Source organism: Atopobium minutum 10063974, assembly GCF_000364325.1.
In the GTDB taxonomy this organism is placed as follows: domain Bacteria; phylum Actinomycetota; class Coriobacteriia; order Coriobacteriales; family Atopobiaceae; genus Atopobium; species Atopobium minutum.
This window is the reverse complement of sequence record NZ_KB822533.1, coordinates 238,177-260,712: the sequence shown is the minus strand read 5'-3', so window position 1 is coordinate 260,712 and position 22,536 is coordinate 238,177. Positions and strand designations below refer to the sequence as shown.

Here is a 22,536-nt window from a genome sequence, read left to right as displayed (position 1 = left end):
AAAACTTTGACGATTTTTTAAGCTGGTAAACAATCCTGAGAAACAACAAGAGCGTTTGGAATTACAAAAACATGCAGTTAACGAGTACGCAAAAGATGGGAAGTTAAATAGAGATGATGTTGTAAGCGCTTGCATCGCAATAAGTGAAGACACTGCTTTATATCTCATTGAGCTTTATCATCAGTGGATTGCAGATAACGCCTAACTTCTCTTATTTCTATGCTTTGCTCAGGCAACGTTACATACTTGAACAGACTGTTAGCAATCCATGAGAGTAGCTTTTTGAACATTGCAGCTCCAATCTGCCTTCTCTACTGAGCTATTCGGGTTTCAAGGTACAGGTAGTGCTTCGTGACATAGGCTTTACGCTTCATTCATGGAGCGGATTGGCAAACATAAACCGAAGCATTTAAAGGCTGGCTCGCGTGAGCAAAGTCCTAAGATGTTGTTACTTGTTCGCGTCGTGCTTCTCGTGCTTTCCATAGCCGCCGCTTCCGTTCCTATGCCACTTGGCTATGGCGTCCAATTTGCTGTTGGTCTTGCGGAGCTTCTCGTTGATTTCAAATCCACGGAATGTAAGAGCCAAAAGCAAACTTGCAATCACTCCTAACAGGTAATCGGTCAACTTCTCTCCTTTCGTGCTTGTGGAGTAGTACAGGTAGTGCTTACACGTGCAAGTGGCTTCCGTTCATCTGACAAACCAAGTAGGTAGTCTGTAGAGCAACCGAAAATATCGGCTAGCTTTGCAATATTTGAACCATACGGTTCAAATTTCCCAAGCTCCCACCTACTAACAGTTGCTGGTGTTACAGATACCAGTTGCGCCAATTGGCCTTGCGTAAGGCCAATACGAACACGCTCAGACGCGATTAGTCGGCCTTCCATTTTCACCTCCAAACAACATTTGTTGTTAATTAATACTTGTAGAATAACAACAAATGTGTCTAGTAGCAAGTACTTTTTTAGTATTTAATGAACATATGTTGTTATTTAAGGAGATGTAAAATGAAGTACCCCAACAGATTGGCAGATGCCAGGGCGAAGGCTGGACTTACTCAACAACAAGTCGCTGAAGCTATTGACATGACAGTTACTGGCTACCAAAACTATGAATGGGGCAAGCGAGATATGCGCTCGTCTACTGTTCGCGCGCTGTCAGAAGTTCTTAATGTGCCAGCAAATTATTTACTTGGTATTGACGGTATCGTTGAAGCACGAGCCGTCGAAACCGTACAAGTTCCAGTCCTGGGACGCATTGCAGCAGGCACACCACGTGAAGCTCTTACTGCCTCAGATGAATACCATGGCACACCAGATACGCTTATGCGTAACCGCCACCGTGCTTTTTGGCTTACAGTGGCGGGCAATTCTATGAACCGCGTCTTTCCAGAAGGCTCTTTGGTGCTTATAGACCCAGACGCTACCATCAACAACGGCGATATAGCTGCTGTATTTGTTAATGGAGACGATGCAACACTGAAACGTGTGTATTACGAAGGCGATAGCGTGCGTCTGCATCCAGAAAGTTACGACGTGGAATACAGAGACCGCGTCATTGACAAGACTGACCCAGAAGCTCCTGAGGTGCATATGGTTGGCAAAGCAGTGTCATATACCGCCCCCGATGGATGGAGAGGGTAGTATGAAAAACGTATATAACGTATATTGCGATGAAAGCCGAGTTGATTCGCCAGGGCAATTTATGTGTATTGGTGGAGTTATGTGCCCTCAAGACGAGAAGCAGCGTATTGTGCATCGCATACATCAGTTGCGTTATAAACATAACGTACAAGGTGAGTTTGGCTGGAAAACAGTTTGTCCAAGCAAAACTCATTACTTTGAGAATCTTATCAATTACTTTTTTGAAGAAGATTGTCTTCATTTTCGTTGTGTATTGCTTGATAAAGAAAAGACAAAATTTGCATCAAATAATGATAGATTTCAAAAAACTTACTATCAGGTCTTCAATAACTGGCTTGACCGTAGATGCCAGTACCATATCTTTATAGACCATAGAGTAGATGATAAAACGCGCATACCAAAATTGCGCCAATGTACTATTAATACACGGATGTTTGGCACATCAGTTAAGTTCATAGAGGAAGTTGAATCTTATGAAAATGACTTAATTCAACTTGCGGATTTGCTTATTGGCGCTCTTGGATACCAATGGAACGAAACATATGCATTACATGGTGCAAGTAAAAGCAAAATAGCCGTATGTGAACTAATCGCCAATCATCTGTCAGTTAAAACTCTAAATGGATACACCACCGGTCCAAATGAAGATAAATTCAATGTATTTCACTTCGGCGCTTATGGATTCCCGTGGTGCCAATGAGTTACTCGATTGATGCAAGCGGATATTTAGACTTATCAAAATGCTATAAAGGGCTTGGGTGTGATTTATTTCTTGCGAGTAGCCTATCAAAAGAATTTTACTTCTCTGAATTGCAGAATCTAATTGCTTGGGATGGCACGCATATTATTAACTTACAATATGAAAGCACATGGTGGCATCTAGTTTCTAGGCATGAAATGGGACGCGAAAAAATGAATCCACTTACCCACTTAGACTTGGAAAGAGTTAAGCGCTTACCTCTATTAAAACAGGTATTACTTGGTAATGTTGCCGCTGACGTATATAAGCAGACGAACAAAAAAGGGAAGATTGATGTTGTGCAATTAGTTATCGATCCAAAAAACGAGAATTATTTAGTACTACTTGGCTTGGTTGGCAACGAATATATTATTCGCAGTGCTTACCCAAGTGATAGCAATTATGTTAACAAAGTAAAAAAACGAAGTGTTTTTACTTCAAAAATTCGACCATAAAAAAGCCCCGGATTTCGGCTCCGAGGCGTTGCCACATCCAAAGCTTTAAGCAAAGGACTCAATTAAGATATTACCCTATTCACGTAAATAGTAAATATATTTTGCACCAAACAAAAAATATTTACTTTTCTATTTAAAAATTGCCCCTGTCGCATCCGCCAAGAGTGAACAGGGGCACGGCTACATGAGGTGTAACCATGAATAAGTATATACCAGGTGGTCGGCATGACCATTAATAAAACAGCATCTGGCAACTGGCGTGTGCGCGTTGAAATTGGCAGAGACCACAACGGTAAACGCCAGCGTAAAACAGGGACATTTAAAACAAAAAGAGAAGCCATAGCAGCAGAGCACATGTGGAGCGAGCTGGCACGTAAAGAGGTTATTTTACGTGAGAAGATGGGTTTTACTGAGTTTGTAGACTATGTATATCTACCTCGCACAGAAAAACGCATACGTTATAACACACTTAAAGCTTATAAGCGCGATATTAAACTTAGATTAAAACCTGCGTTTAAAAACAAACCAATAGACCGTATTACACATGATGATATTCAGACAATGATTGATACATGCTCAAGCTATAAAGTGGCTCAAAACGCGCTAAACACCGCAAGGACAGTATTAAACGTCGCTGCAGAACTACATTATGCAAAAAGTAATCCCGCAACGGATAAATACGTATTACCTGCACGTGTGTTATATCCAGAAGACCACAACGGAGACTGGCTTACCAGTTTTGAGCAGCATGACGAGTTTATTAGCCAAATAGATAATGAGCTGTTTAAGACTGTGTCCATACTTGGCTTGTCTTTGGGTTTACGCAAAGGCGAGATATTCGGTCTTGATTGGGAGGACATAGACTTCTCTAAACGCCTTGTACATGTGCAGCGCACCTACGTAAAAGAGAAGGACGGATACAAGCTCATGCCGCCAAAAACAAGGAAGAGCAACCGCTATGTGCCACTACGTAAAACGTCCACACAGTGGCTCTACGCCCTTTATGAAAGCCGCAATAAGCCTACAGGGGCAATATGTCTAAACCAGCTAGGAAAGCGCGCAAATCCTGCTTCTACGGCTTGCAAGTGGGTGAAGTATTTAAAGCGCCATAATTTGCCATACGTAACAATTCTTAATATGCGCCATAGCTTTGCCACAAGCTGCCTTATGGCTGGCATGGAGATAAGTAAGGTGTCTCGCTATCTTGGCCATACATCCATCAATACAACCGTTGCTCGATATGTGCGCTACAAAGCCGCTGATATGGTAGATGATTTTGACCGCTTTGTGGTTTAAAAATATTGTCCCAAAATTGTCCCCTAAAATGTCCCGACACTTAGAGCCGCCCAGGTAACACTTATAGAACACTTAGAGTAGCAGCAGGTAGATAAGGTGAGTAAATAAACTATATTTATGCAGGTAAACAGGGGTATTTTGCATCAAAACACTGGCGGAGAGGGAGGGATTTGAACGCTTTTTGTAAGTGTTCTAATAAATCAGAACACCTACAGATAGCAGCTCATTTTTCGTGCTGTCTTACGAGCAGCGCATGACCCATTTATGACCCTTTTTTATTCTATAAAGCTATCGAAATCGCTCACCATATCTTCTGCTTTATAGCGTACATAACGCGCAACTGTTGTGTTAATGGACGCATGGCCAAGATAGCGTGACACCTTGCTTATCTCCATACCAGCCATCAAACAGGCAGTTGCAAAACTATGTCGCATATTGAGCATTGTAACGTATGGAAGATTGTTTTTTCTTACGTATGCCAGCCATCTATGAGACGCCACACGCGGATTTGCACGCCGTCCTTTGTAATTAACGCATATTGCGCCTGTAGGCTTTTCGCGGCGCTCATAGAGCTCATATAGCCATTTAGTAATGCTTTTACGCAGCGGTATATAACGGTCGCTCTTCTTTGTCTTAGGCGGCATGAGTTTGTGGCCATGCTCTTCATTAACGTAGGTACGCTGCACGTGCACAAGGCGTTTGTCAAAATCTATATCCTCCCAGTTAAGACCGAATATCTCGCCTTTGCGCAAGCCTAGAGACAGCCCTAAGACTGCTATTGTCTTAAAGAGTTCGTTGTCTATTTTGTCGATAAATGCGTCATGCTGTTCAAAACTTGTAAGCCAGTCGCCGTTATGATCTTCTGGATACACTTCACGCTTTGGCATGGTATAGCGCTGTGTGGCGGGATTTGAATTGATATAGCCAAACGCCACGGCTTCATTGAGTACTTGCCTAAGTGTGTCACGCGTATTGGTGGCCACTTTGTAACTACTGCATGCACCCAGAACTGCTTGAATGCGCTCATGCGTAATATCTTCCATTTTTATATGGTCAAAAGCTGGCAGCAATCGGAGCTTTAAATCACGTACATACATCCTGTACGTGTTGTACCGGACACGCGTCTTTGCTTGTGGCAGATACACCGTGTCCACAAACTGCCCGAACGTCATAGACTCGCGCACAACGACATTCTTACGTGCGAGCTCACTCCACAGATGCTCTGCTGCCTTAGCTTCTCTTTTGGTGGGAAATACTCCTGTTTTGCGTTTGCGGCATCCGTTTGCATCGCGTCCAATTTCGACGCGTACACGCCATTTTCCACTAGGTGTTTTATCGATGGCCATACCGACCACCTGATATATAATTAGCCATGGTTGCACTCCATGTAGCCATGCCCTCGTTTTGTCTTGGCGGATGCGACGAGGGCAATTTTTATAGATACTTTAGACGGTAGAATTGCTACATCATTTCTGTTACCTTCCCCCTATTCTCCTGTCAAATGAAGATAGGAGAACACATTATGGACAAATACGAAATACATCTTGCATTTATCATTGTCGAGCTATCTGCCATCTTTTTTCTTTTGCTAACCAAGCTTTAAAAAAGAAGCGAGGAGCTGGAATAAAAAAGTTAAGGCTGCGCCTAAGACCACTAGGCCAATATCGCGCAGAGCACCTTTTCTTTGCGCTCTCTTCTCTTCTAGCTCTTTTTCTCTTGTTCGCTTGTCTTCTGCTTCTTTCTCCTCGAAGTAATGAAAAGCCTTGGTTGACAGTTTTATATATGCACCACCAGAAGCATACGGCCTTACATCTGCGAACATATCGCATTCTTTTAGCTCAGAAAATGCAACGCTTCTCACATCCTTACAGTACGCTGCACCATCTTTTGAGCAAGTAATTAATTCTCTTAATAACTTCTCTGCTTCTGGATACATGACCGCACCTATATCTCAAAATCAAACGGTACGGTGTACCAAACAACGCGTCCGATGATCGTAATTGACTCAGTGCCAGCCACAGTATGGTCGTATACCATTGGATGAAATGTTGGGTCTGTTGAGTCAGGCACCAGCTCAACGCCGTTTTCCAGTTGCCTTACACGCTTTACAGTAGCGTCGTAGCCGTTTACACAAACGGCATATGCCACACCATCGATTACTTGCTTTTCGTCTGGGTTAATGAGCGCATAACAGCCATTTGGCAAGACACGATTCATGCTCTCACCGTCAATGGTCAAGAAAAACGCGTGAGGATACTTGCGTGTAAGCTCTTTAGGCGTCAGTACATGGTTGTCTACTTTATCCATATAAAGCGGCTCACCAGCAGCAATGCGCCCAAATAATGGCACGTAGACAAAATGGTCATCAATATTTTCTGAAATATATCCCGGCAAAACAGCGTCATAGCCAAGCAGGGATTCCATGCTTGTATGCAGAATGTCGGCAATCTTTTTAATCGTTTCTATATCCTGTGGAGCGTTTAAGCATTGTTCCCAGTTTCTGTATGTGCTAAGAGGGACATCAATGGCGTTCGCCATTCCTGCCTGAGTATATCCACTTGATTTTCGGATATTTTTTAACTCATAAAGCATGTTATACCTGCTCTTTTTTGCATAAATACTTACATATTAGATATTATCCCAAAAAATATTATTGACAAGCACTTAATACTTAAGTATGTTTGTACCACTTAGATATTAAGTAGTTACCAAGAGGAGGTGACCAAATGAACGGAAAGAAACTGCGCGAGCTGCGCAAGGCAAGTGGCAAGACCCTGCGAGAGATCTCATACGAAGCTGATGTGACGGAGTACGCCATCACTCTTATCGAGACTGGCAAGACTCCCAATCCTGGTATTGGGACATTGATTGCCCTTGCTCGTGCTATCGGCTGCAAGATAACCGATTTCCTCGATTAGCGCCGTCTGCACCACGCTGTACCACCTGCACTACGCCGTACCTTGAAAGTTGAATAGCAGCAACCAAGCGTCTCTAGCTCATGAGCGCTTGCATGTTGGCAGCCCTCATTAGAAGAACTGCTAGGAAATATCGAGAGCTATTTATTGGAGACACTATGCAACTTACAAACAAGCGTGTGTATCTAAGTGGACCTGTGACATCTGCAGAAAGCCTTGCACAAGCACATAAGGCTTTCGAGCTGGCAGAACAGCGTATAGCCACGCACGACCCCAAGTTTATCTACAACCCCATGAGAAACGTATCGCCCTACGCCACCCACGAACAAGCAATGCTCATTTGCTTAAATGAGCTGACCTACCACGTGGGGGTAAGCGAAAATCACGGCCCTGTCGTAAGTGAATCTTGGCGACGCCCTGCTTTTGATGTATTGGTATCGCTTCCCGGCTGGTGCCATTCAGAAGGCGCCACTATTGAGCGTATTGTCGCAGAAGCTTGTGGCATTAAGTGCGTGAACTTGTCAGACATCGAGTTCAAAAAGGAGTTGTGATGGATGAGAAAACTCCTACGCAAAAAAGGAAGCTCGTCGCCCCAGACGGACCGCTTCTTATCACCACTCGCCAAGCTGCGCGCTATCTCGGCATCGGAGAAGAAAAAGTCCGTGAGCTCACAGAGCAAAGATACAATCCACTGCCCTGTGTACGTCTTCCGAATGCGAAGTATCCCTACTACACGAAAGAGACACTGTATGCATACATACAAAAGCTTGCCCTTGCAAGCACCCACACTAAATAGCAGGCATGCTACGTATTTGCGCCTAGTCGAGCCGCAAAAAAAGAATGAGCGCCCCTACTCGCCAAAGTGTAAGCGCTCAAACAGGCGTACCAGCCTGTTGTCTATTTTACAAAGCTTGCTGCACTTGGCGCAAATCTATGTGCCGAAACTTATCGTCGGCACAGCAATAGCACTGCTTTTCGTCGTCCTTACATGGGCGGCTTTTCTTATTTAACACATCTAAGGAGAGACAATGGTTGATACCAAGACCGACCCCGTAAAGATTGCTAGCCTTGAGCTTGAAAACGTCAAGCGCATCAAGGCTGTTTCTATCACTCCCACAACTGATGGTCTGACCGTCATCGGTGGGCGCAATGCCCAGGGCAAGACAAGCGTTCTTGATGCTATCGCATGGGCGCTGGGTGGCAATTCATTCAAGCCGCAAAACCCGACTCGAGAAGGCTCTGCTACACCTGCCAAGCTCAAAATAGAGCTTTCAAATGGCCTTATCGTGACGCGCCAAGGCTCAAGCGGCTCTCTTAAAGTGGTAGACCCCACAGGAAAAAAGAGTGGCCAGACGCTTCTCAACTCATTTATTGAGCAGCTCGCCCTGAACTTACCCAAGTTCATGAACTCGACCGATAAAGAGAAGGCAGAAGTCTTGCTAGACCTTATCGGTGTTAAAGATCAGATAAAGGCGCTTGACAACCAAATCGAGACGCTATCAGACCAGCGCAGGCCGCTTAAAACAGACTATCTTGGTAAGCGCAAAGTAGCGGCGGATATGCCTTATTACGCAGATGCACCAGAAGAGCCTGTAAGTGCAACCGAGCTTATCGAAAAGCAGCAAGCCATCTTGGCCAAGAACAGCCAAAACCAGACTATCCGCCAAAAGGTGGTAGACCTCGAAGCGCAAATGAAGCTTAAAGAGCAGCAAAAAGACGATATGAACAAGCGCGCCGAGCAGCTGGAGCGTGATCTGGCAAATACCAAGGCTCAGATGGACGCTATCGCCGCTGAGGAAGCGCAGCTCACAGAAGCCCTGACCGCCCAAAAAGCTATTGCAGACAGCCTTATTGACACGTCCACCGAAGAGATTGAGCAGAAGCTGCGCGATATTGACGAGGTCAACGAGCGTGTACGCGCAAACCAAAGGCGTGCTGACTTAGAAGCTGAAGCCGAGACTACCGAGGAGACCTACAAAGCGATCTCTGAGCAGATTGAAACTGTACGCAAACAGCGTATAGCGCTTTTGGATGGCGCCAACATGCCACTTGAAGATTTGGACGTAAAGGACGGCTATCTCGTCTACAAAGGCATTAGCTGGTCTGATATGAGCAGCGCCGAGCAGCTGCGCGTAGCCACCGCCATTGTGCGAGCGGTCAAGCCTGATTGTGGCTTCGTATTAGTTGACAAATTAGAGCAGATGGATACACAAACCCTAGCCGAGTTCGGTGCATGGGCGCAAAGCGAAGGGTTGCAGGTTATTGGCACGCGAGTATCTACCGGAGACGAGTGTAGCGTCATTATCGAAGACGGCTACGCAAAGCAAGACTCGCCCATACCACCAAATACGCCAGTAGCGCCTATAGCGCCTGTGATGCCTATGACGCCTGTAGCGTCTGCAAGCGCTCCTACGGTCGCTCCTGCTCAAGAACCAAAGTTCCCAAATCCGTTTGCTCCAGGCGTATTTTAGGCGCCTAGGAAGGACTGACACATGGCATTCCAAATCACACGCGGCACGATTACAAAGCCGCAAAAAGTTATTTTGTATGGAGTGGAAGGCATCGGCAAATCCACGCTTGCCGCACAATTTCCCTCTCCTCTTTTTATCGACGTGGAAGGAGGGACCGATCACATCGATGTTAACCGCCTGCCACAACCGACAAGCTGGTCAATGCTTTTGGAAGAAGTGCGCTGGATACGCGATTTCCCCTACGAATGCGGAGGAACGCTTATTATTGACACCCTGGACTGGGCGCAGCAGCTGTGCGCGGTCCACATCTGTGGGGCCGAAAACAAAAAGTCCATTGAGGATTTTGGTTATGGCACCGGATACACCAAGGTATATGAGGAGTTCGGTAAATTCCTCAATTTGCTCAGCGATGTATGCGAACACGGGCTTAATGTCGTGTGCCTTGCCCATGCGTCCATTGAGCGTATCGAGCAGCCAGGCGAGATTGGCACTTACGACCATTGGGGGCTGAAGCTTCAGGCAGGCAGGAAAACATCTATCGCAAATACGGTCAAGGAATGGGCAGACGCGGTGCTTTTCTGCAATTACAAGACCAATATCAACGTGACCGATGCTAAAAGCGGCAAAGCAGTCGCGCAGGGTGGGCGCATCCGCCAGATTCACACCAACCACTCTGCGGCATACGATGCTAAGAACCGCTGGGGCATGGCTGACAGTATTTCTATGGAGTGGAACCAGATTGCACCGTATATCCCTGTGCCGAACATCCCAAATCCCGCACAAGTAATGCAGCCTACGCAAAACGCAGCGACGCAAGCTACAACAAACGCTTCTGTGGCTGCACAGAACCTCACACAAGCGGAGTTTGACGCTATCCCCGTACCATTTGACACAAACGAGCCTAACGAGGCTCAAAACGGCTTAGAATCGCTTCCTGATAATCTGGCCAAGCTTAAAGTCCAAATTGAGGGCGTAGGGCTTACCACAGACGATGTTATGGGCGCTCTTGTATCTAAGGGATACGCAACACCTGATATGCCGTTTGAAGCTCTGGCACCACGTGAGGACATCGTGGCATGGATTCCTACAGTTTTGGATTCCATCAAGGCATCAATTACCAGCAAATAACAATTAGATTTAGGTAAAATATTCGATTTTAGGATTTTAGAAAGGCAAATATCATGGCAGAAGAGCTAGGACAGCCACTAGGCTGGGACGACCCCATCGAAAACGTACCTGACGACGAGTTTACCTTGTTTGACGCGGGCGACTATCCCTTTGAGGTCACCAAGATTGAGCGTGCTACCTTTAACGGCAGCAATAAGATGGCAGCATCGCCCATGGCTAAACTTACGCTTAAGCTTACCGATCCCACAGATGGGCGAAACTCTTACGCATTTTATAACCTCATCCTCAACGCAAAGGTGAAGTATCGTATCAAAGAGTTTTTCGTCTCGCTAGGACTTACCCCAGAAAACGCCGAAGGAGACACCTTCGCGCCTTGCTGGAATGCGGTAGTAGGTGCTTGTGGGTGGTTGCATATGGAGCACCGCGAGTATAACGGCAATACGTATGCAGACGTCAAAAAGTGCCTAAAGCCCTCTGAGGTCGCTAAAAAGGGTCTTACGACTACTTCCCCACAAAACAGCTACACTGCACCTGTAGCCGCTCCCGTGGCCACCCAGACACCCGTAGCCGCACCGGTACAAGCACCCGCAGCTACTCCTGTTGCAGCACCTGCACAAGCGCCTGCTTACTCACAGCAGCAAATGCCGCTGTCAACTGCGCCTGTAGCGCAGCCAGTGGTGGCCACCCCGGTTCCTGCCGGTGTGCCGATCCAGCAGGTGTCCCAACGGGCAACACAGATGCCACCAGCACCTCAGGCCCCCGCTGCTCCTGCGCCTGGAGTATTTTAAGTGGCCGGCTTTGAGCTAAGGCCATACCAAACGCAATCTGTACAAGCAATCGAAGATGAGTGGGAAAAGGGGCGTCGAAAGACGCTCCTTGTTTTACCTACCGGATGCCATGCTAGGGGGCAAAAAGTCCTTCTAGCAAGTGGATTGACAAAAGCCGTCGAAGAGATTGGCCTTAGCGATACTCTTTTAGGAGCAGACGGCAAGCCGCGTAAAGTGCTACACCTCCACCACGGTAAGGATGATTTATACAAAATCACTCCAATTAAGGGGCAGCCATTTATCGTAAATTCGCAGCACATGCTATCACTTGTGCAAACAGGACTAAAGGGGCATCCTCAATACCCCTCACAAATTGGTGGAAAAATTACCGATGTTACAGTCAGCGAATATCTTACGTGGTCAAAAAACAAAAAACACACCCACAAGCTATATCGTAGTTCGGCTATTGAGAAGTTTCATGAAAACGATGGTAGTCATATTTCTATAGACCCATATTTCCTTGGCGTTCTTCTTGGTGATGGAAATATAAAAAACTCAATCTCAATCACTACCATGGATAAAGAAATCGAACAAGAGATTGAGCGCCAATGCGAAGTCTACAATATGACTGTGCGCACAGAAAAAGCTGGAAGAGCGAATACTTTTCTTTTGCGCTGTGGATACGTTGGGGCAAAGGGTGGGCTACTTCACCAGCAGCTTAAAGAACTCCACTTACGTGGAGTTGGCTCAGCAGGTAAGTTCATTCCCCTTGTGTATAAAGCTGCACCACTAGAAAAACGATTAGAAATATTAGCTGGCGTTATCGACACGGACGGCAGCAAAGCTCAATGCTGTGGATATGATTTCATCTCAAAATCACGGCAGCTATCAGAAGATGTGGCTTTTATTGCTCGTTCAGCTGGCCTTGCTGCATATGTCTCAAAATCCATAAAGACCTGCCAGGGCGGTTTTGTTGGGACATACTGGCGTGTATCAATTAGCGGAGATTGCTCAATAATCCCCTGTCGCGTAAAAGCCAAACAATGCGCAAAGCGCAAACAAAAGAAAAGCGTTTTGCGCACTGGTTTTAGCGTTGAGCATATTGGCTTTGGAGAATATTTTGGTTTTACCGTTGATGGCGACAACCGTTACCTATTGGATGACTTCACCGTTACTCATAACTGCGGTAAAACCATCGTCTTTTCTGAGATAGCCAAAAGACGCGTTGATGCAGGAGAGCGCGTCTTGATACTGGCACATCGAGGAGAGTTGCTTGAGCAGGCTGCAGACAAACTCGCACGCTCTACTGGCCTTGCGTGCGCAGTTGAGAAAGCCGAAAACACCTCAGTTGGTCGTTTTGAGTCTGTGGTGGTAGGAAGCGTCCAGACGCTCATGCGCCAGTCCAGGCTCGATGCGCTAGGAGCTGATAGATTTAGCACCATTATCGTAGATGAAGCCCACCACGCCCTATCAAGTTCGTACCAAGCAGTGCTTGACTACTTTAGCGCCGCTAAGGTTTTAGGCGTTACAGCCACGCCCGACAGAGGAGACCGCAAAAACCTAGGAGAGCTGTTCGACAGCCTGGCCTACGAGTACTCACTTCCACAAGCTATTAAGGATGGCTATTTATGTCCCATAGAAGCGCAGACCATACCGCTTTCGCTTGATTTAAGTCATGTGGGCGTGCAGGCAGGCGATTTTAAGTCAGCTGATTTGGGGGACGCCCTCGAGCCGTATTTAGAGCAAATCGCGCAGGAGATGTATGAAGCGCAGTGCATGGACAGAAAGACCGTTGTATTTCTACCACTTATTGCCACTTCACAGAAGTTTTGCGCAATCTTAAACGCCCACGGTTTTAAGGCGGCCGAAGTAAACGGGCAGTCATCTGACAGAACAGAAGTATTGGCAGACTTTGAGCGTGGTGAATACAACGTGCTGTGCAATTCCATGCTCTTAACCGAAGGCTGGGACTGCCCAAGTGTTGACTGTATTATCGTACTTCGCCCCACCAAAGTAAGAAGTCTTTATTGTCTAGACGAAAAGACAGAAGTACTAACGCGTGATGGTTGGAAGACTGACGTAAAAATCGGAGAAGATGTTCTTGCATTCGATACCGAGACGGGGGAGACAAAATTTGTCCCTGCCCTCGCAAAAATCAAGAGACAGCTAGCCAGCAATGAATTCTTTTGCTCAATTAAGGGGCAGTCATCAGATATTCGCGTTACGAATCATCACCGCATGGTGTATGACAACAAAAGACGCAAGGGCTGGAAAATCAAAGAAGCTCAAGATATCGCTGATATGAAAGACGGCGCCTATATCCCAGTAAGCGGAAAGACGCATTTTCCTGGAGTCCCTCTTACTGACGATGAAATCCGCTTCATTGCATGGGTGATGACGGACGGAACAATTAACAAGACAAACGGTGCAATTTACATATCTCAGGCAAGCCATCAGCCATGGATTGACGAAATCCAATCATGCATTGATGGATGCAACCTTAAGTATGGAAAACGCTCTGTGTCTGGCGGGACTAAATACAACGAAACGAGTCCACGCACTATCTGGTCAATCTCAAAAGGCAAACCACGCGGAGCACATAAAAACCGCAGTGGCTGGGGTTATCTCAAAAAGTACATTTCAAAAAACATAAGTGACACATTGTTTGATATGGACGAACGCCAATTTGACATCATGCTCAGGACAATCCATTTAGCTGATGGAGCAAAACAAAGTGGGCAATCTTGGACGAGAAGGAGTTACCACATCGGAAAAGGAAACAAAGCCTTTATTGAGCGCTTGCAGATTATGGCCGTCCAGCGAGGTTGGCGTGCAAATATTTCTGTAGACAAAGCAGGAATAGCGAGAAAGAACGATTTTTACATGCTACATCTCAAAAAACAGAATTTTGTAAAAATCGGCTCAGTATCTGGTCAGCACGCGACATGGGTTAAGGAACAGCATTCAGATGAGATGTGCTGGTGTGTGCAAAACGAGCTTGGCACGCTAGTCACGCGACGTAATGGAAAAGTTGCTATTGTAGGTAATTGTCAAATGGTAGGCAGAGGAACTCGTCTATCACCTGAAACCGGCAAGGACAAGCTTTTATTGCTTGATTTTTTGTGGCATACCGAGCGCCACGAACTGTGCCGCCCGGCACATCTAATCGCAAAAACTGACGAAGTCGCCCAGGCAATGACAAAGATTGTTGAGCAGCAACGCGTACCAATTGACCTTGAAGAGGTCGAAAAAAGCGCCGAAAACGATGTTGCGCAGGCTCGTGAAGAGTCCTTGGCTAAACAGCTGGCAGAAATGCGCACCAAAAAGCGCAAGCTTGTGGACCCTTTGCAATACGAGATGTCCATCATGGATGCAGATTTACAAAATTACGTGCCCAGTTTTGGCTGGGAGATGGCTCCACCATCAGATAAACAGCTTAAAGCGCTCGAGAGTCATGGCATTTTTGCCGACAGCATTGAGTGTGCCGGCAAGGCGTCAATGCTACTCAATCGCCTGGATAAGCGCAAAGCCGAAGGCATGAGTTCTGCCAAGCAGATTCGTTTACTTGAGCGTTACGGCTTTAAGCACGTGGGTGAATGGTCGCTTGACCAAGCATCAAGGCTAATTAGCCGACTTTCTGCTAATGGGTGGCGCGTCCCGCATGCAATAGATCCAGCAAGCTACACACCCCCACAAATTAAGAAAGACGAAATGCCAGCAGTGCCATTTTTGAGCTGGTAAAACGCAAAGCATAGGAGAAAAAATGAAAAAGCTCTTTGTCAGTATTATCGGCGCAATATATGTAATAGCCAGTATTGCCGGCACAATACTTGTAATAGTAGCAGTAATAGCAGCAGTTCTAAGTCTTAGTGGCTGCACGGAGTCAGAAAGAGTCTCACATAACGTCAGCAAGGAAGCCGACAATTTCAATGTAGTTAGGCGCTTAACGGTCATCAATTGCCGCTCTGACAAAGTCACCTTGCAGCTCACAGGTACGTTTTCTATCAGCAAAAACAAGGATACCAACGAGCTTGAAGTTACGTGTGAGCTGCCAGACGGAAAATACACCAAGCATTTTGTCTATCTCAATGAATGGACGTGCTACACGGTTGAGGACCTGAGCGGCTCTAACGTCGATAAATACAGCTATGAAATTAATTTCTTACCTGAGCAAATTCCTGGAGTAAAGATTACGAGTAAGGACTAGATATGACTAATTCATTATCTGAGCAGCGCCAAGAGGTAGCGGAAAGGTTACGGCGAGAAGCTTCTGGGAATGAAATACTATTTTTGCGCTTCTTTTCCACAGCCTTAGTAGATGCGATAGAGCTAAATTATAAAAAACTTAGCTCATTTAATGACACTCTTATCAGTCTCGCAGACCTCATAGATCCTACGTGTCATGATTTTGGCGGCATGGAAGGTACCAATGGCGAAGATTACGAATTTGCCTGTTCTGCATGCGGTTATCGCTCATCTATTAATGATCCTTATTACTGCCCACATTGTGGAGCAAGGGTGGTGAGCGACGATGAATAGGCAAGAGGTAGCGAAAAGGCTACGGGATGGCGCTCGTAGCAGGACTTTACCACTTCTTCTAAATGTTGCGTTTGCTGCATTCGCAGATGACAAATGCCAATCAACAACCGTAACAGCGTCAGAAGCAGCCTACCGTCTCGCCGACCTCATCGACCCCACATGTACGGCAATCGTTGACGAAGCTCATGGCATTGATGATGAGCTTGTCTGCTCATCGTGCGGGTGTTGTCTTGGTTTTATCGTAGATGACCATATGCCAACACTGACGAACTATTGCCCTAGCTGCGGTGCACGTATTGTAGAGGAGGCGGAATAGTAATGAGCGAAACGCTAAAGGACATTGCCTTTGATTTAGCAAACAGACTGGCCTACGCCAACGCAAAGCTAGACTATGTCGGCCTTAGTGGCTGGGACTGCATAAAGCAATACGACCAAGACGTAGAAAATACTCGCAAAATCTACTTTTACCAGCTCGAACAGCGCATTAAGGCGGCAGAAGACAAGCCATCATGTAATGATGAGCCACAGCAGGCAGAAACAACAACAGGTGGCATTGCTGGTTTTTTGCGCAAAACACATCCTAAAAGCTTTTTTATCGGATGCGAAATTGACAGCCCATATGCAAGTAATCGTTTGTTTAAAGAGAGCAGCAAGTATGTTGTCCTTCAGCTGACCCACATCAGCGACAAATGGCTGATTTTCGAGCTGGTCAGAAAAGACGATTACGAAGCTTAAAAGCAAACCACAACTGAATACATACGCATTGGGGAGTACACACGTGCTCCCCTTTTGTAAACAAAAGGACCTTTTTGTAAACAAAAGGAGGTAATTTATGGCCACACAAGCACACGCAGACCTGCCAGACATCGTAGACAGAATAGATCCTGCTGAATGCGATTACACCGAGTGGACACAAATTGGCATGGCGCTCAAAGCCTGCGGGTTTGGCGTCGAGGTCTGGGACACATGGAGCGCAAAGGACCACAAGCGCTACCACCAAGGAGAGTGTCAAAAGAAGTGGGCGACATTTGACGGAGAGGGTGTAAGCTCTGGCACCATCATCCATATTGCCGAGGACCACAATGTCGATATCTTCCCAGAAGAAGACAAGGGACAGCCCATAGGCTGGGATGAGCCTATAGAAAACACCCCAGATTATGACTACGAAGATTACGATTTTTATAACAACAAACACAAGGCTCCCGAAAAAGACGAGACCGTATTTATTGACCGTACCTGGGTGGAGGGCAAACCCCTGCCTGTGCCGTCTGACGATGCGTGGGACCCTATACAAGAGATTGCGACCTACATATCAACGCTGTTTGAAGCAGACGAGTATGTGGGCTACGTCATGGAGTCCTGGGAAAAAGACGGTCGTTACTTACCATCGAAAGGCTCATACGCACGCACCAGCTCAGAGATTTTGCGCGACTTAGACCGCTACCACGACATCGGTAAGGCCATGGGTGATTACAACGAACAGGGCGGTGCCTGGATACGCTTTAACGCTCTGGATGGCCAGGGGGTCCGCAACTCCAACGTGGCGGAGTTTAGATACGCGCTTGTTGAGTCTGACTCCATGAGCAAGGAAATGCAGTACGCTCTTATGGAGCAGTTGGAGTTGCCAATAGCCACACTTGTAGATTCAGGCAACAAAAGCCTGCACGCCATAGTTCGTGTTGATGCGACTGACTACGCCGAGTACAAAAAGCGAGTGGATTCGCTGTATGAAGTCTGCAAGAAAAACGGTCTTATTTTAGATACGCAAAATAAAAATCCTAGTCGCTTGTCGCGCTTGCCCGGTGTTATGCGAGGGCAAAACAAGCAATATCTTGTGGCTACCAATATAGGTAAAGAATCCTGGGCGCAGTGGTGGGATTGGATCCAGGCAGTAAATGACGACCTGCCAGACCCAGAAGGCTTGGCCGAGATATGGGACGACATGCCGCAATTAGCACCACCCCTAATCGATGGAGTGCTTCGCCAGGGCCACAAGATGCTCATTGCAGGGCCTTCCAAGGCAGGCAAATCCTACGCTTTGATTGAGCTGTGTGCTGCCATTGCAGAAGGGAAAACTTGGTTTGGGTGGCAATGCGCACAAGGGCGTGTACTGTACGTCAATTTGGAGCTAGACCGCCCAAGCGCTCTGCACCGCTTCCGCGACGTGTACGCAGCCCTGGGATGGGCGCCTACCAACATCAGAAATATTGATATTTGGAATCTGCGTGGCAAGTCAGTTCCCATGGATAAGCTAGCGCCAAAGCTCATTAGGCGCTCCGCGAAAAAGAACTATATCGCTGTGGTTATCGACCCTATCTATAAGGTAATTACAGGTGATGAAAACTCCGCAGACCAAATGGCAGCGTTTTGCAATTCATTCGATTTAGTGGCATCACAACTTGGGTGTGCGGTAATTTACTGCCACCACCACTCGAAGGGTGCGCAAGGCTCTAAGCGCTCTATGGACCGCGCCAGTGGCTCTGGAGTGTTTGCTCGTGACCCGGACGCACTTATCGACATGAGCCAGCTCAATGTCACAGACGATGTATTGCAAGCGCGTCAAAGTGAAGTCGATTGGCTGCAAATACAGGCATGGATGAATATGTATGTCCCTGGGTGGAAGCAGACGCTCACACCAGACGAGCAAGCAGGCCCTGTGGCAGTATGCGCCTGGGCACAGCAGCATCTGACGCCGCAGTACTATCAAAGCCTTTTGTCGATTGGCGAAGTTACCAAGCAAGCTGCGAAGACCTGGACCGCATGGAGGTTGGACGGAACTTTGCGAGAGTTTCCGAAGTTCGATGAGAAAAACCTGTGGTTTCAATATCCACTGCATTGTCCGGATCTTACAGGGTCGCTTAATGACCTATTGGTCGAGGGTGAGTTTGTAAATATTTACGACAAAAACGACCCAAAGGCGCAGAAGGTAAGAGCAAACGGACGAAAAAACAAGCTTAAGAAAAATAAAGAGCAGCAATTGAAAAAAACTCAAGCAATGCGAGACGCTCTTGAAATTTGCGAAGGCGAAGACATAGAACCTACTCGCGTAAATATGCTTGAGATTATTAATGACAGTGGGATTTTTGAAAAAGAAATCACGTTAAACACTCTCAAAAATTGGACCACAAACAAAGCTAAATGGTCACCAATTCGCTGTGACAAAGAGACAAATTATCTTTACGACACACAATCAGACAAAGACATCCCGCTTGATTGGGACGGGTCAGAATTAGAACCCTAGAGGGGTGTATGAGGGGGGGTGTAAATCGTATTAAAGATATATAGAGTTACACCCCTATATCTCTTGACCCATCCTAAAGGGATGTTGGGTAAGTGTGGCGGGACGCTGCGCCACACACACTTACCAACTCTCCCTTATTTAGGATTAACGCAGATTTTTACTCCTGCAATAATTTTATTCAGAATATTTTAAGAAAGGCGGTTATTGATATGACTGAAAAAATACCTATTATCAACGACCCTGCGAAGTGCAGCGCGGCAGTGGCAGATGTCGCAGAAGATATTCGTGATATGCAACAAGACCTCTGCGAGTGTTTGGACACTTACGCCCATGCCATCAAGATGAGGCTGGCAAGAATCGTTTGTGACTTCCACAATCCACACGCCTCGAACAAAACCAGCATTGATATTGAGTGCATTGACCGTACAGCGCGAATGGTAAATGACGCATTCATTGACCTTGTTGTAACGGCAGAGAAGCTTGACCAAATATACGTAGAGCTAGACGCATTGGTCGAGGAGGCGTAACAAATGAATATTTGGCACGTCATATACATCATCGCCTTGTTTGTTGTGCTTAAAACAGCGATTAGAAAAAGAGTTACAGACAATTTTTCCGGTATAGCAATTGACTCGCATTTGGTCGGCTTCATTTTGGTCGTGTCTGCTGTTTTGTGGTGGTTCGGCTTTTTCAAGGGGATGTTTTAGCCGTGAAAAACACGATTGAGTTCTTTGAGCCTATGCGGCTGCCGAAAACTACACCACAGGCAAAAAAGTTTAATACGGCTACAAGGCGTCTGTACGACGATTCTAGGCTCGCAGAAGCAAGACAATGTGTAATTAGTCATATTGCGAAATATAGGCCCGCAAAACGGCTCACAGGCGCTCTAGGTCTTGAGTTGGTGTTGGTGTATGAGCCAACCGGCAAACACAAGCCTGGACAGCCATATACGCAAAAGCCAGATTGGGATAACGCCACTAAGCTTATCCAGGACGCTTTGGCAGCGTGCGAATACATGGAAGATGACAAACAAATTGTTTGTGCGAAGGTGACGCAAGCCTACGGGCAGCCGTGGGGGTTGTACGTAAAACTCTACGAAATTTGATTTTTGGTTATCTTCCAGACCGATAACAGAAAGCCGTCCAATATGGGCGGCTTTTTTGTTAGTGCGATATACTTTTTGGCGTTGAAAAATGGATATGCTCATGCGGCGTGCGAGTTTGGTTTGGCGGCCACTCGTTATCGCGCACATAGACTTTCTGTAACGATACAACAGGAGGTCAAGGCGTGAGTATGGATATAGGAACAAGTGTTCCATACATAAAACATTCACAATTAAATAGGCGCTTGAAATGGTCCGAGGAAGAGCTCGAGACCTTACGTGCCCATCCTGAAATGACCTCACAAGAACTTAGTGAGATATTGCCCGGACGCTCTGCTCTGGCTATCAGACACATGAGAGCGCGTCACGGGCGTTGGCAGGCTGCTATTCCAATTTGTTCGGTATGCGGACAGCGCATTGTGTGGACCGAGTCAGCTCGTGCAAAAGCGATGGGTCTGTGCAAGGGATGCTATTTACATGAGATGGAGCACAGGCGCCGCGAAGACGCTCGCGCAAACGCCCTGCGCCAAAGTCTGTTTAAGGAGAAAAGGCGGCGCCAATGCTAGGCAAAGACCCGCTGAAAAACGATAGATACGAAAAGTACTGCCTTTTGCGCGCTGCTGGAAAGACACGCCAGCAAGCAATGTATGAGGTATATCCATCACGCAGAAATTGGAAACCTGCTTCCGTTGACAACAAGGCTTATGCGTTGGAAAAGCTTGGCGATGTACAGGCGAGAATCCTATATCTGAAAAACCAAATAGCAAAAGAAGCGATTATCAGCAAAAGCGACGTCTTGGCAGGTATGTCAGAAACGTTTCAGGAATCGCGCAAGGTAATCAAGCATGAAGGCATAAGCCGCGATGCAATCCAGGGCGTGGCGGCTTTAGGCAAGACATTGTTGGACGCTTTACCTGATGAAGTGCCAGACGAGCAAATCGCTTATGTACGTGATTTTGGCGTGCTAATTGCTGAGCCATTTTTTGCGGCGCATCGAGTGATTGCAAAAGATCAAAGCGGTGAGTTTTGGTTTTACGGCGGGCGTGCGTCCACCAAAAGCTCATGTATCTCCCTTGAGATTGTGGATGGTCTCATGAAGCATCCCGAGAGAAGCGCATTTATTACCGTTAAGCGCAAGGCAGACATCCGCGAAGGTGTCTACGAGCAGATGTTGTGGGCGCTGCGCAAGCATGGCGTAGAAGATGTGTGGGACTGTACAGTGTCTCCCTTGCGTATGCGCAATAAAGCCACAGGACAAGTCATCATCTTTCGTGGTGGTGACAATACCGAAAAAACGAAGTCTGTTAAGGCACCTGATGGTACGTATTTTGCCTACACGTGGGTAGAAGAAGCTGACCAATTTGCCGGCATGAACGAGATACGCACTATTTACCAGTCAGTTACGCGCGATGCTGGGCCAGATGCAGTGTATTTCCGTTTCCATTCATTCAACCCTCCGCGTTCGCGCGCAAGCTGGGCGAATAAAAAAATCGCTGAGCTTATTGCATCGGGTACACCTGTTTACAAGGCCAATTACAACGATGTCCCGCCCGAGTGGGTACCAGCACAAATCTACGAGGACGCTCAAGCGCTTAAAGCAGTTGATGAAGAATCGTATCTGCATGAATACATGGGCGAGCCTGTAGGTTTTGGCGCTGAAGTATTCAGCAGATGCGAGGTACGCCCAATTACGTTCGACGAGCGCCGTGAGCTTGAGCATCACTATTACGGCGTTGACTGGGGATTTAGCCAAGACCCGTGGGTGTGGCTCAAGGTTGGCTATGACGCGAAGAAGCGCACGCTTTACATCCTGGACGAGATGAGCGGCAAGGGGCTTTCGAATGAGCAGACCGCGGGCATGGTCACAGAGCGTATGGGAGCAGAGCTTTTAGATGATGACGGCAAGACCGTAGAAGACGCAGAACCATTCGCATATGTAATGTGCGATGGTGCAGAGCCCAAGAGCATTGCATCGTGGCGCGAGGAAGGTATCGAAGCTTTGGCAGCGCCTAAGCAGGGCGCGCATAACGTTAGAAACTCCATCCGCTGGTTGCAAGAGCGCACAAAGATTGTCATTGACCCCGCATGCACTCTGGCTGCGGCAGAAATTCCTGCGTACCAATATGAAATGACCAAAGACGGCGAGGTTACAGGCCTTTTGCCGGACAAAGACAATCACGCCATCGACGCGCTTCGTTATGCGTGCTCGACTCTCATCGATGATAGGCAAATGATTTAGGAG

26 protein-coding genes are annotated in these 22,536 nt (G+C 46.9%); 21 read left to right on the top strand and 5 right to left on the bottom strand.

Annotated elements, in window-relative coordinates; translation table 11 throughout:
- Positions 1 to 448 precede the first annotated feature (448 nt).
- Together HMPREF1091_RS08290 and HMPREF1091_RS08545 are read right to left on the bottom strand one after the other, a co-directional pair.
- The gene (locus tag HMPREF1091_RS08290; protein ID WP_021736127.1) at positions 449 to 625 is read right to left on the bottom strand and encodes a hypothetical protein; all 177 of its coding nucleotides are present in this window, start codon (positions 623 to 625) and stop codon (positions 449 to 451) included.
- Positions 622 to 885 (bottom strand): helix-turn-helix domain-containing protein, encoded by a 264-nt coding sequence (locus HMPREF1091_RS08545; protein WP_002563006.1) that lies wholly within the window; start codon positions 883 to 885, stop codon positions 622 to 624. Before HMPREF1091_RS08545 ends, HMPREF1091_RS08290 begins: the two co-directional genes overlap by 4 nt.
- Before the next feature lie 120 nt (positions 886 to 1,005).
- On the opposite strand from HMPREF1091_RS08545, the gene HMPREF1091_RS01220 reads away from it, so the two are divergent.
- The 4 genes from HMPREF1091_RS01220 (at position 1,006) to HMPREF1091_RS01205 (ending at position 4,131) form a co-directional block, all read left to right on the top strand.
- Complete coding sequence (locus HMPREF1091_RS01220; RefSeq protein WP_002563005.1) at positions 1,006 to 1,641, top strand: LexA family protein; 636 nt, start codon at positions 1,006 to 1,008, stop codon at positions 1,639 to 1,641.
- A gap of 1 nt (position 1,642) precedes the next feature.
- Positions 1,643 to 2,341 carry a DUF3800 domain-containing protein gene (locus HMPREF1091_RS01215; protein ID WP_002563004.1) on the top strand — a complete coding sequence of 233 codons (699 nt, stop codon included), beginning with the start codon at positions 1,643 to 1,645 and terminating at the stop codon, positions 2,339 to 2,341.
- Positions 2,329 to 2,835, top strand: coding sequence for a hypothetical protein (locus HMPREF1091_RS01210; RefSeq protein WP_155887828.1), 507 nt, complete (start codon positions 2,329 to 2,331; stop codon positions 2,833 to 2,835). The genes HMPREF1091_RS01215 and HMPREF1091_RS01210 overlap by 13 nt, the downstream gene beginning before the upstream one ends.
- 225 nt (positions 2,836 to 3,060) lie before the next feature.
- Positions 3,061 to 4,131 carry a site-specific integrase gene (locus HMPREF1091_RS01205; RefSeq protein ID WP_002563002.1) on the top strand — a complete coding sequence of 357 codons (1,071 nt, stop codon included), beginning with the start codon at positions 3,061 to 3,063 and terminating at the stop codon, positions 4,129 to 4,131.
- A 275-nt stretch (positions 4,132 to 4,406) separates the two neighbouring features.
- Here the strand turns inward: HMPREF1091_RS01205 and HMPREF1091_RS01200 are convergent, their stop codons facing one another.
- From HMPREF1091_RS01200 to HMPREF1091_RS01190, 3 genes are all read right to left on the bottom strand, one after another.
- Complete coding sequence (locus HMPREF1091_RS01200) at positions 4,407 to 5,477, bottom strand: tyrosine-type recombinase/integrase (protein ID WP_002563001.1); 1,071 nt, start codon at positions 5,475 to 5,477, stop codon at positions 4,407 to 4,409.
- 242 nt (positions 5,478 to 5,719) lie between these two features.
- A complete protein-coding gene (locus HMPREF1091_RS01195) occupies positions 5,720 to 6,067 on the bottom strand; it encodes a hypothetical protein (RefSeq protein ID WP_002563000.1) in 348 nt (115 codons plus the stop codon).
- 8 nt (positions 6,068 to 6,075) lie between these two features.
- Positions 6,076 to 6,723, bottom strand: a complete 648-nt coding sequence (locus HMPREF1091_RS01190; RefSeq protein WP_002562999.1) for a helix-turn-helix domain-containing protein — start codon at positions 6,721 to 6,723, stop codon at positions 6,076 to 6,078.
- A gap of 134 nt (positions 6,724 to 6,857) precedes the next feature.
- On the opposite strand from HMPREF1091_RS01190, the gene HMPREF1091_RS01185 reads away from it, so the two are divergent.
- The 17 genes from HMPREF1091_RS01185 (at position 6,858) to HMPREF1091_RS01105 (ending at position 22,533) form a co-directional block, all read left to right on the top strand.
- The gene (locus tag HMPREF1091_RS01185) at positions 6,858 to 7,049 is read left to right on the top strand and encodes a helix-turn-helix domain-containing protein (RefSeq protein ID WP_002562998.1); all 192 of its coding nucleotides are present in this window, start codon (positions 6,858 to 6,860) and stop codon (positions 7,047 to 7,049) included.
- A gap of 155 nt (positions 7,050 to 7,204) precedes the next feature.
- Positions 7,205 to 7,597, top strand: coding sequence for a TIR domain-containing protein (locus HMPREF1091_RS01180; protein ID WP_002562997.1), 393 nt, complete (start codon positions 7,205 to 7,207; stop codon positions 7,595 to 7,597).
- Positions 7,597 to 7,842: a DNA-binding protein gene (locus HMPREF1091_RS01175; RefSeq protein ID WP_002562996.1), complete on the top strand. Its 246-nt coding sequence runs from the start codon at positions 7,597 to 7,599 to the stop codon at positions 7,840 to 7,842. The genes HMPREF1091_RS01180 and HMPREF1091_RS01175 overlap by 1 nt, the downstream gene beginning before the upstream one ends.
- A 232-nt stretch (positions 7,843 to 8,074) precedes the next feature.
- Positions 8,075 to 9,517 carry an AAA family ATPase gene (locus HMPREF1091_RS01170; protein WP_002562995.1) on the top strand — a complete coding sequence of 481 codons (1,443 nt, stop codon included), beginning with the start codon at positions 8,075 to 8,077 and terminating at the stop codon, positions 9,515 to 9,517.
- 21 nt (positions 9,518 to 9,538) lie between these two features.
- Complete coding sequence (locus HMPREF1091_RS01165; RefSeq protein ID WP_002562994.1) at positions 9,539 to 10,645, top strand: ATP-binding protein; 1,107 nt, start codon at positions 9,539 to 9,541, stop codon at positions 10,643 to 10,645.
- Between the two features lie 53 nt (positions 10,646 to 10,698).
- Positions 10,699 to 11,433 carry a hypothetical protein gene (locus HMPREF1091_RS07925; protein ID WP_002562993.1) on the top strand — a complete coding sequence of 245 codons (735 nt, stop codon included), beginning with the start codon at positions 10,699 to 10,701 and terminating at the stop codon, positions 11,431 to 11,433.
- Positions 11,434 to 15,153, top strand: a complete 3,720-nt coding sequence (locus HMPREF1091_RS08385; protein WP_002562992.1) for a DEAD/DEAH box helicase family protein — start codon at positions 11,434 to 11,436, stop codon at positions 15,151 to 15,153.
- 22 nt (positions 15,154 to 15,175) lie between these two features.
- The gene (locus HMPREF1091_RS01145) at positions 15,176 to 15,619 is read left to right on the top strand and encodes a beta-sandwich lipoprotein (protein ID WP_002562991.1); all 444 of its coding nucleotides are present in this window, start codon (positions 15,176 to 15,178) and stop codon (positions 15,617 to 15,619) included.
- A gap of 2 nt (positions 15,620 to 15,621) precedes the next feature.
- Positions 15,622 to 15,951 carry an FmdB family zinc ribbon protein gene (locus tag HMPREF1091_RS01140; RefSeq protein ID WP_002562990.1) on the top strand — a complete coding sequence of 110 codons (330 nt, stop codon included), beginning with the start codon at positions 15,622 to 15,624 and terminating at the stop codon, positions 15,949 to 15,951.
- Positions 15,944 to 16,267, top strand: coding sequence for a hypothetical protein (locus tag HMPREF1091_RS01135; RefSeq protein WP_002562989.1), 324 nt, complete (start codon positions 15,944 to 15,946; stop codon positions 16,265 to 16,267). The genes HMPREF1091_RS01140 and HMPREF1091_RS01135 overlap by 8 nt, the downstream gene beginning before the upstream one ends.
- Positions 16,268 to 16,269: 2 nt before the next feature.
- Positions 16,270 to 16,686, top strand: a complete 417-nt coding sequence (locus HMPREF1091_RS01130) for a hypothetical protein (protein WP_002562988.1) — start codon at positions 16,270 to 16,272, stop codon at positions 16,684 to 16,686.
- A gap of 97 nt (positions 16,687 to 16,783) precedes the next feature.
- The gene (locus HMPREF1091_RS01125; RefSeq protein ID WP_002562987.1) at positions 16,784 to 19,192 is read left to right on the top strand and encodes an AAA family ATPase; all 2,409 of its coding nucleotides are present in this window, start codon (positions 16,784 to 16,786) and stop codon (positions 19,190 to 19,192) included.
- A gap of 209 nt (positions 19,193 to 19,401) precedes the next feature.
- Entirely contained in the window at positions 19,402 to 19,719 is a 318-nt protein-coding gene (locus tag HMPREF1091_RS01120; protein WP_002562986.1) for a hypothetical protein, read from the top strand.
- A 3-nt stretch (positions 19,720 to 19,722) separates the two neighbouring features.
- Complete coding sequence (locus HMPREF1091_RS08285; protein ID WP_002562985.1) at positions 19,723 to 19,899, top strand: hypothetical protein; 177 nt, start codon at positions 19,723 to 19,725, stop codon at positions 19,897 to 19,899.
- Positions 19,900 to 19,901: 2 nt separating this feature from the next.
- Positions 19,902 to 20,297 carry a RusA family crossover junction endodeoxyribonuclease gene (locus HMPREF1091_RS01115; protein ID WP_002562984.1) on the top strand — a complete coding sequence of 132 codons (396 nt, stop codon included), beginning with the start codon at positions 19,902 to 19,904 and terminating at the stop codon, positions 20,295 to 20,297.
- Between the two features lie 242 nt (positions 20,298 to 20,539).
- Positions 20,540 to 20,860: a hypothetical protein gene (locus tag HMPREF1091_RS01110; RefSeq protein WP_155887827.1), complete on the top strand. Its 321-nt coding sequence runs from the start codon at positions 20,540 to 20,542 to the stop codon at positions 20,858 to 20,860.
- Entirely contained in the window at positions 20,854 to 22,533 is a 1,680-nt protein-coding gene (locus HMPREF1091_RS01105; protein ID WP_002562982.1) for a PBSX family phage terminase large subunit, read from the top strand. The genes HMPREF1091_RS01110 and HMPREF1091_RS01105 overlap by 7 nt, the downstream gene beginning before the upstream one ends.
- Positions 22,534 to 22,536 lie beyond the last annotated feature (3 nt).

What these genes read in the sequence shown, in the direction of transcription:
- HMPREF1091_RS08545 (WP_002563006.1), bottom strand. Translation starts at nt 885, where the DNA reads ATGGAAGGCCGACTAATCGCGTCTGAGCGTGTTCGTATTGGCCTTACG.
- HMPREF1091_RS01220 (WP_002563005.1), top strand. Translation starts at nt 1,006, where the DNA reads ATGAAGTACCCCAACAGATTGGCAGATGCCAGGGCGAAGGCTGGACTT.
- HMPREF1091_RS01215 (WP_002563004.1), top strand. Translation starts at nt 1,643, where the DNA reads ATGAAAAACGTATATAACGTATATTGCGATGAAAGCCGAGTTGATTCG.
- HMPREF1091_RS01205 (WP_002563002.1), top strand. Translation starts at nt 3,061, where the DNA reads ATGACCATTAATAAAACAGCATCTGGCAACTGGCGTGTGCGCGTTGAA.
- HMPREF1091_RS01200 (WP_002563001.1), bottom strand. Translation starts at nt 5,477, where the DNA reads ATGGCCATCGATAAAACACCTAGTGGAAAATGGCGTGTACGCGTCGAA.
- HMPREF1091_RS01195 (WP_002563000.1), bottom strand. Translation starts at nt 6,067, where the DNA reads ATGTATCCAGAAGCAGAGAAGTTATTAAGAGAATTAATTACTTGCTCA.
- HMPREF1091_RS01190 (WP_002562999.1), bottom strand. Translation starts at nt 6,723, where the DNA reads ATGCTTTATGAGTTAAAAAATATCCGAAAATCAAGTGGATATACTCAG.
- HMPREF1091_RS01185 (WP_002562998.1), top strand. Translation starts at nt 6,858, where the DNA reads ATGAACGGAAAGAAACTGCGCGAGCTGCGCAAGGCAAGTGGCAAGACC.
- HMPREF1091_RS01180 (WP_002562997.1), top strand. Translation starts at nt 7,205, where the DNA reads ATGCAACTTACAAACAAGCGTGTGTATCTAAGTGGACCTGTGACATCT.
- HMPREF1091_RS01175 (WP_002562996.1), top strand. Translation starts at nt 7,597, where the DNA reads ATGGATGAGAAAACTCCTACGCAAAAAAGGAAGCTCGTCGCCCCAGAC.
- HMPREF1091_RS01170 (WP_002562995.1), top strand. Translation starts at nt 8,075, where the DNA reads ATGGTTGATACCAAGACCGACCCCGTAAAGATTGCTAGCCTTGAGCTT.
- HMPREF1091_RS01165 (WP_002562994.1), top strand. Translation starts at nt 9,539, where the DNA reads ATGGCATTCCAAATCACACGCGGCACGATTACAAAGCCGCAAAAAGTT.
- HMPREF1091_RS07925 (WP_002562993.1), top strand. Translation starts at nt 10,699, where the DNA reads ATGGCAGAAGAGCTAGGACAGCCACTAGGCTGGGACGACCCCATCGAA.
- HMPREF1091_RS01145 (WP_002562991.1), top strand. Translation starts at nt 15,176, where the DNA reads ATGAAAAAGCTCTTTGTCAGTATTATCGGCGCAATATATGTAATAGCC.
- HMPREF1091_RS01140 (WP_002562990.1), top strand. Translation starts at nt 15,622, where the DNA reads ATGACTAATTCATTATCTGAGCAGCGCCAAGAGGTAGCGGAAAGGTTA.
- HMPREF1091_RS01135 (WP_002562989.1), top strand. Translation starts at nt 15,944, where the DNA reads ATGAATAGGCAAGAGGTAGCGAAAAGGCTACGGGATGGCGCTCGTAGC.
- HMPREF1091_RS01130 (WP_002562988.1), top strand. Translation starts at nt 16,270, where the DNA reads ATGAGCGAAACGCTAAAGGACATTGCCTTTGATTTAGCAAACAGACTG.
- HMPREF1091_RS01125 (WP_002562987.1), top strand. Translation starts at nt 16,784, where the DNA reads ATGGCCACACAAGCACACGCAGACCTGCCAGACATCGTAGACAGAATA.
- HMPREF1091_RS01120 (WP_002562986.1), top strand. Translation starts at nt 19,402, where the DNA reads ATGACTGAAAAAATACCTATTATCAACGACCCTGCGAAGTGCAGCGCG.
- HMPREF1091_RS08285 (WP_002562985.1), top strand. Translation starts at nt 19,723, where the DNA reads ATGAATATTTGGCACGTCATATACATCATCGCCTTGTTTGTTGTGCTT.
- HMPREF1091_RS01105 (WP_002562982.1), top strand. Translation starts at nt 20,854, where the DNA reads ATGCTAGGCAAAGACCCGCTGAAAAACGATAGATACGAAAAGTACTGC.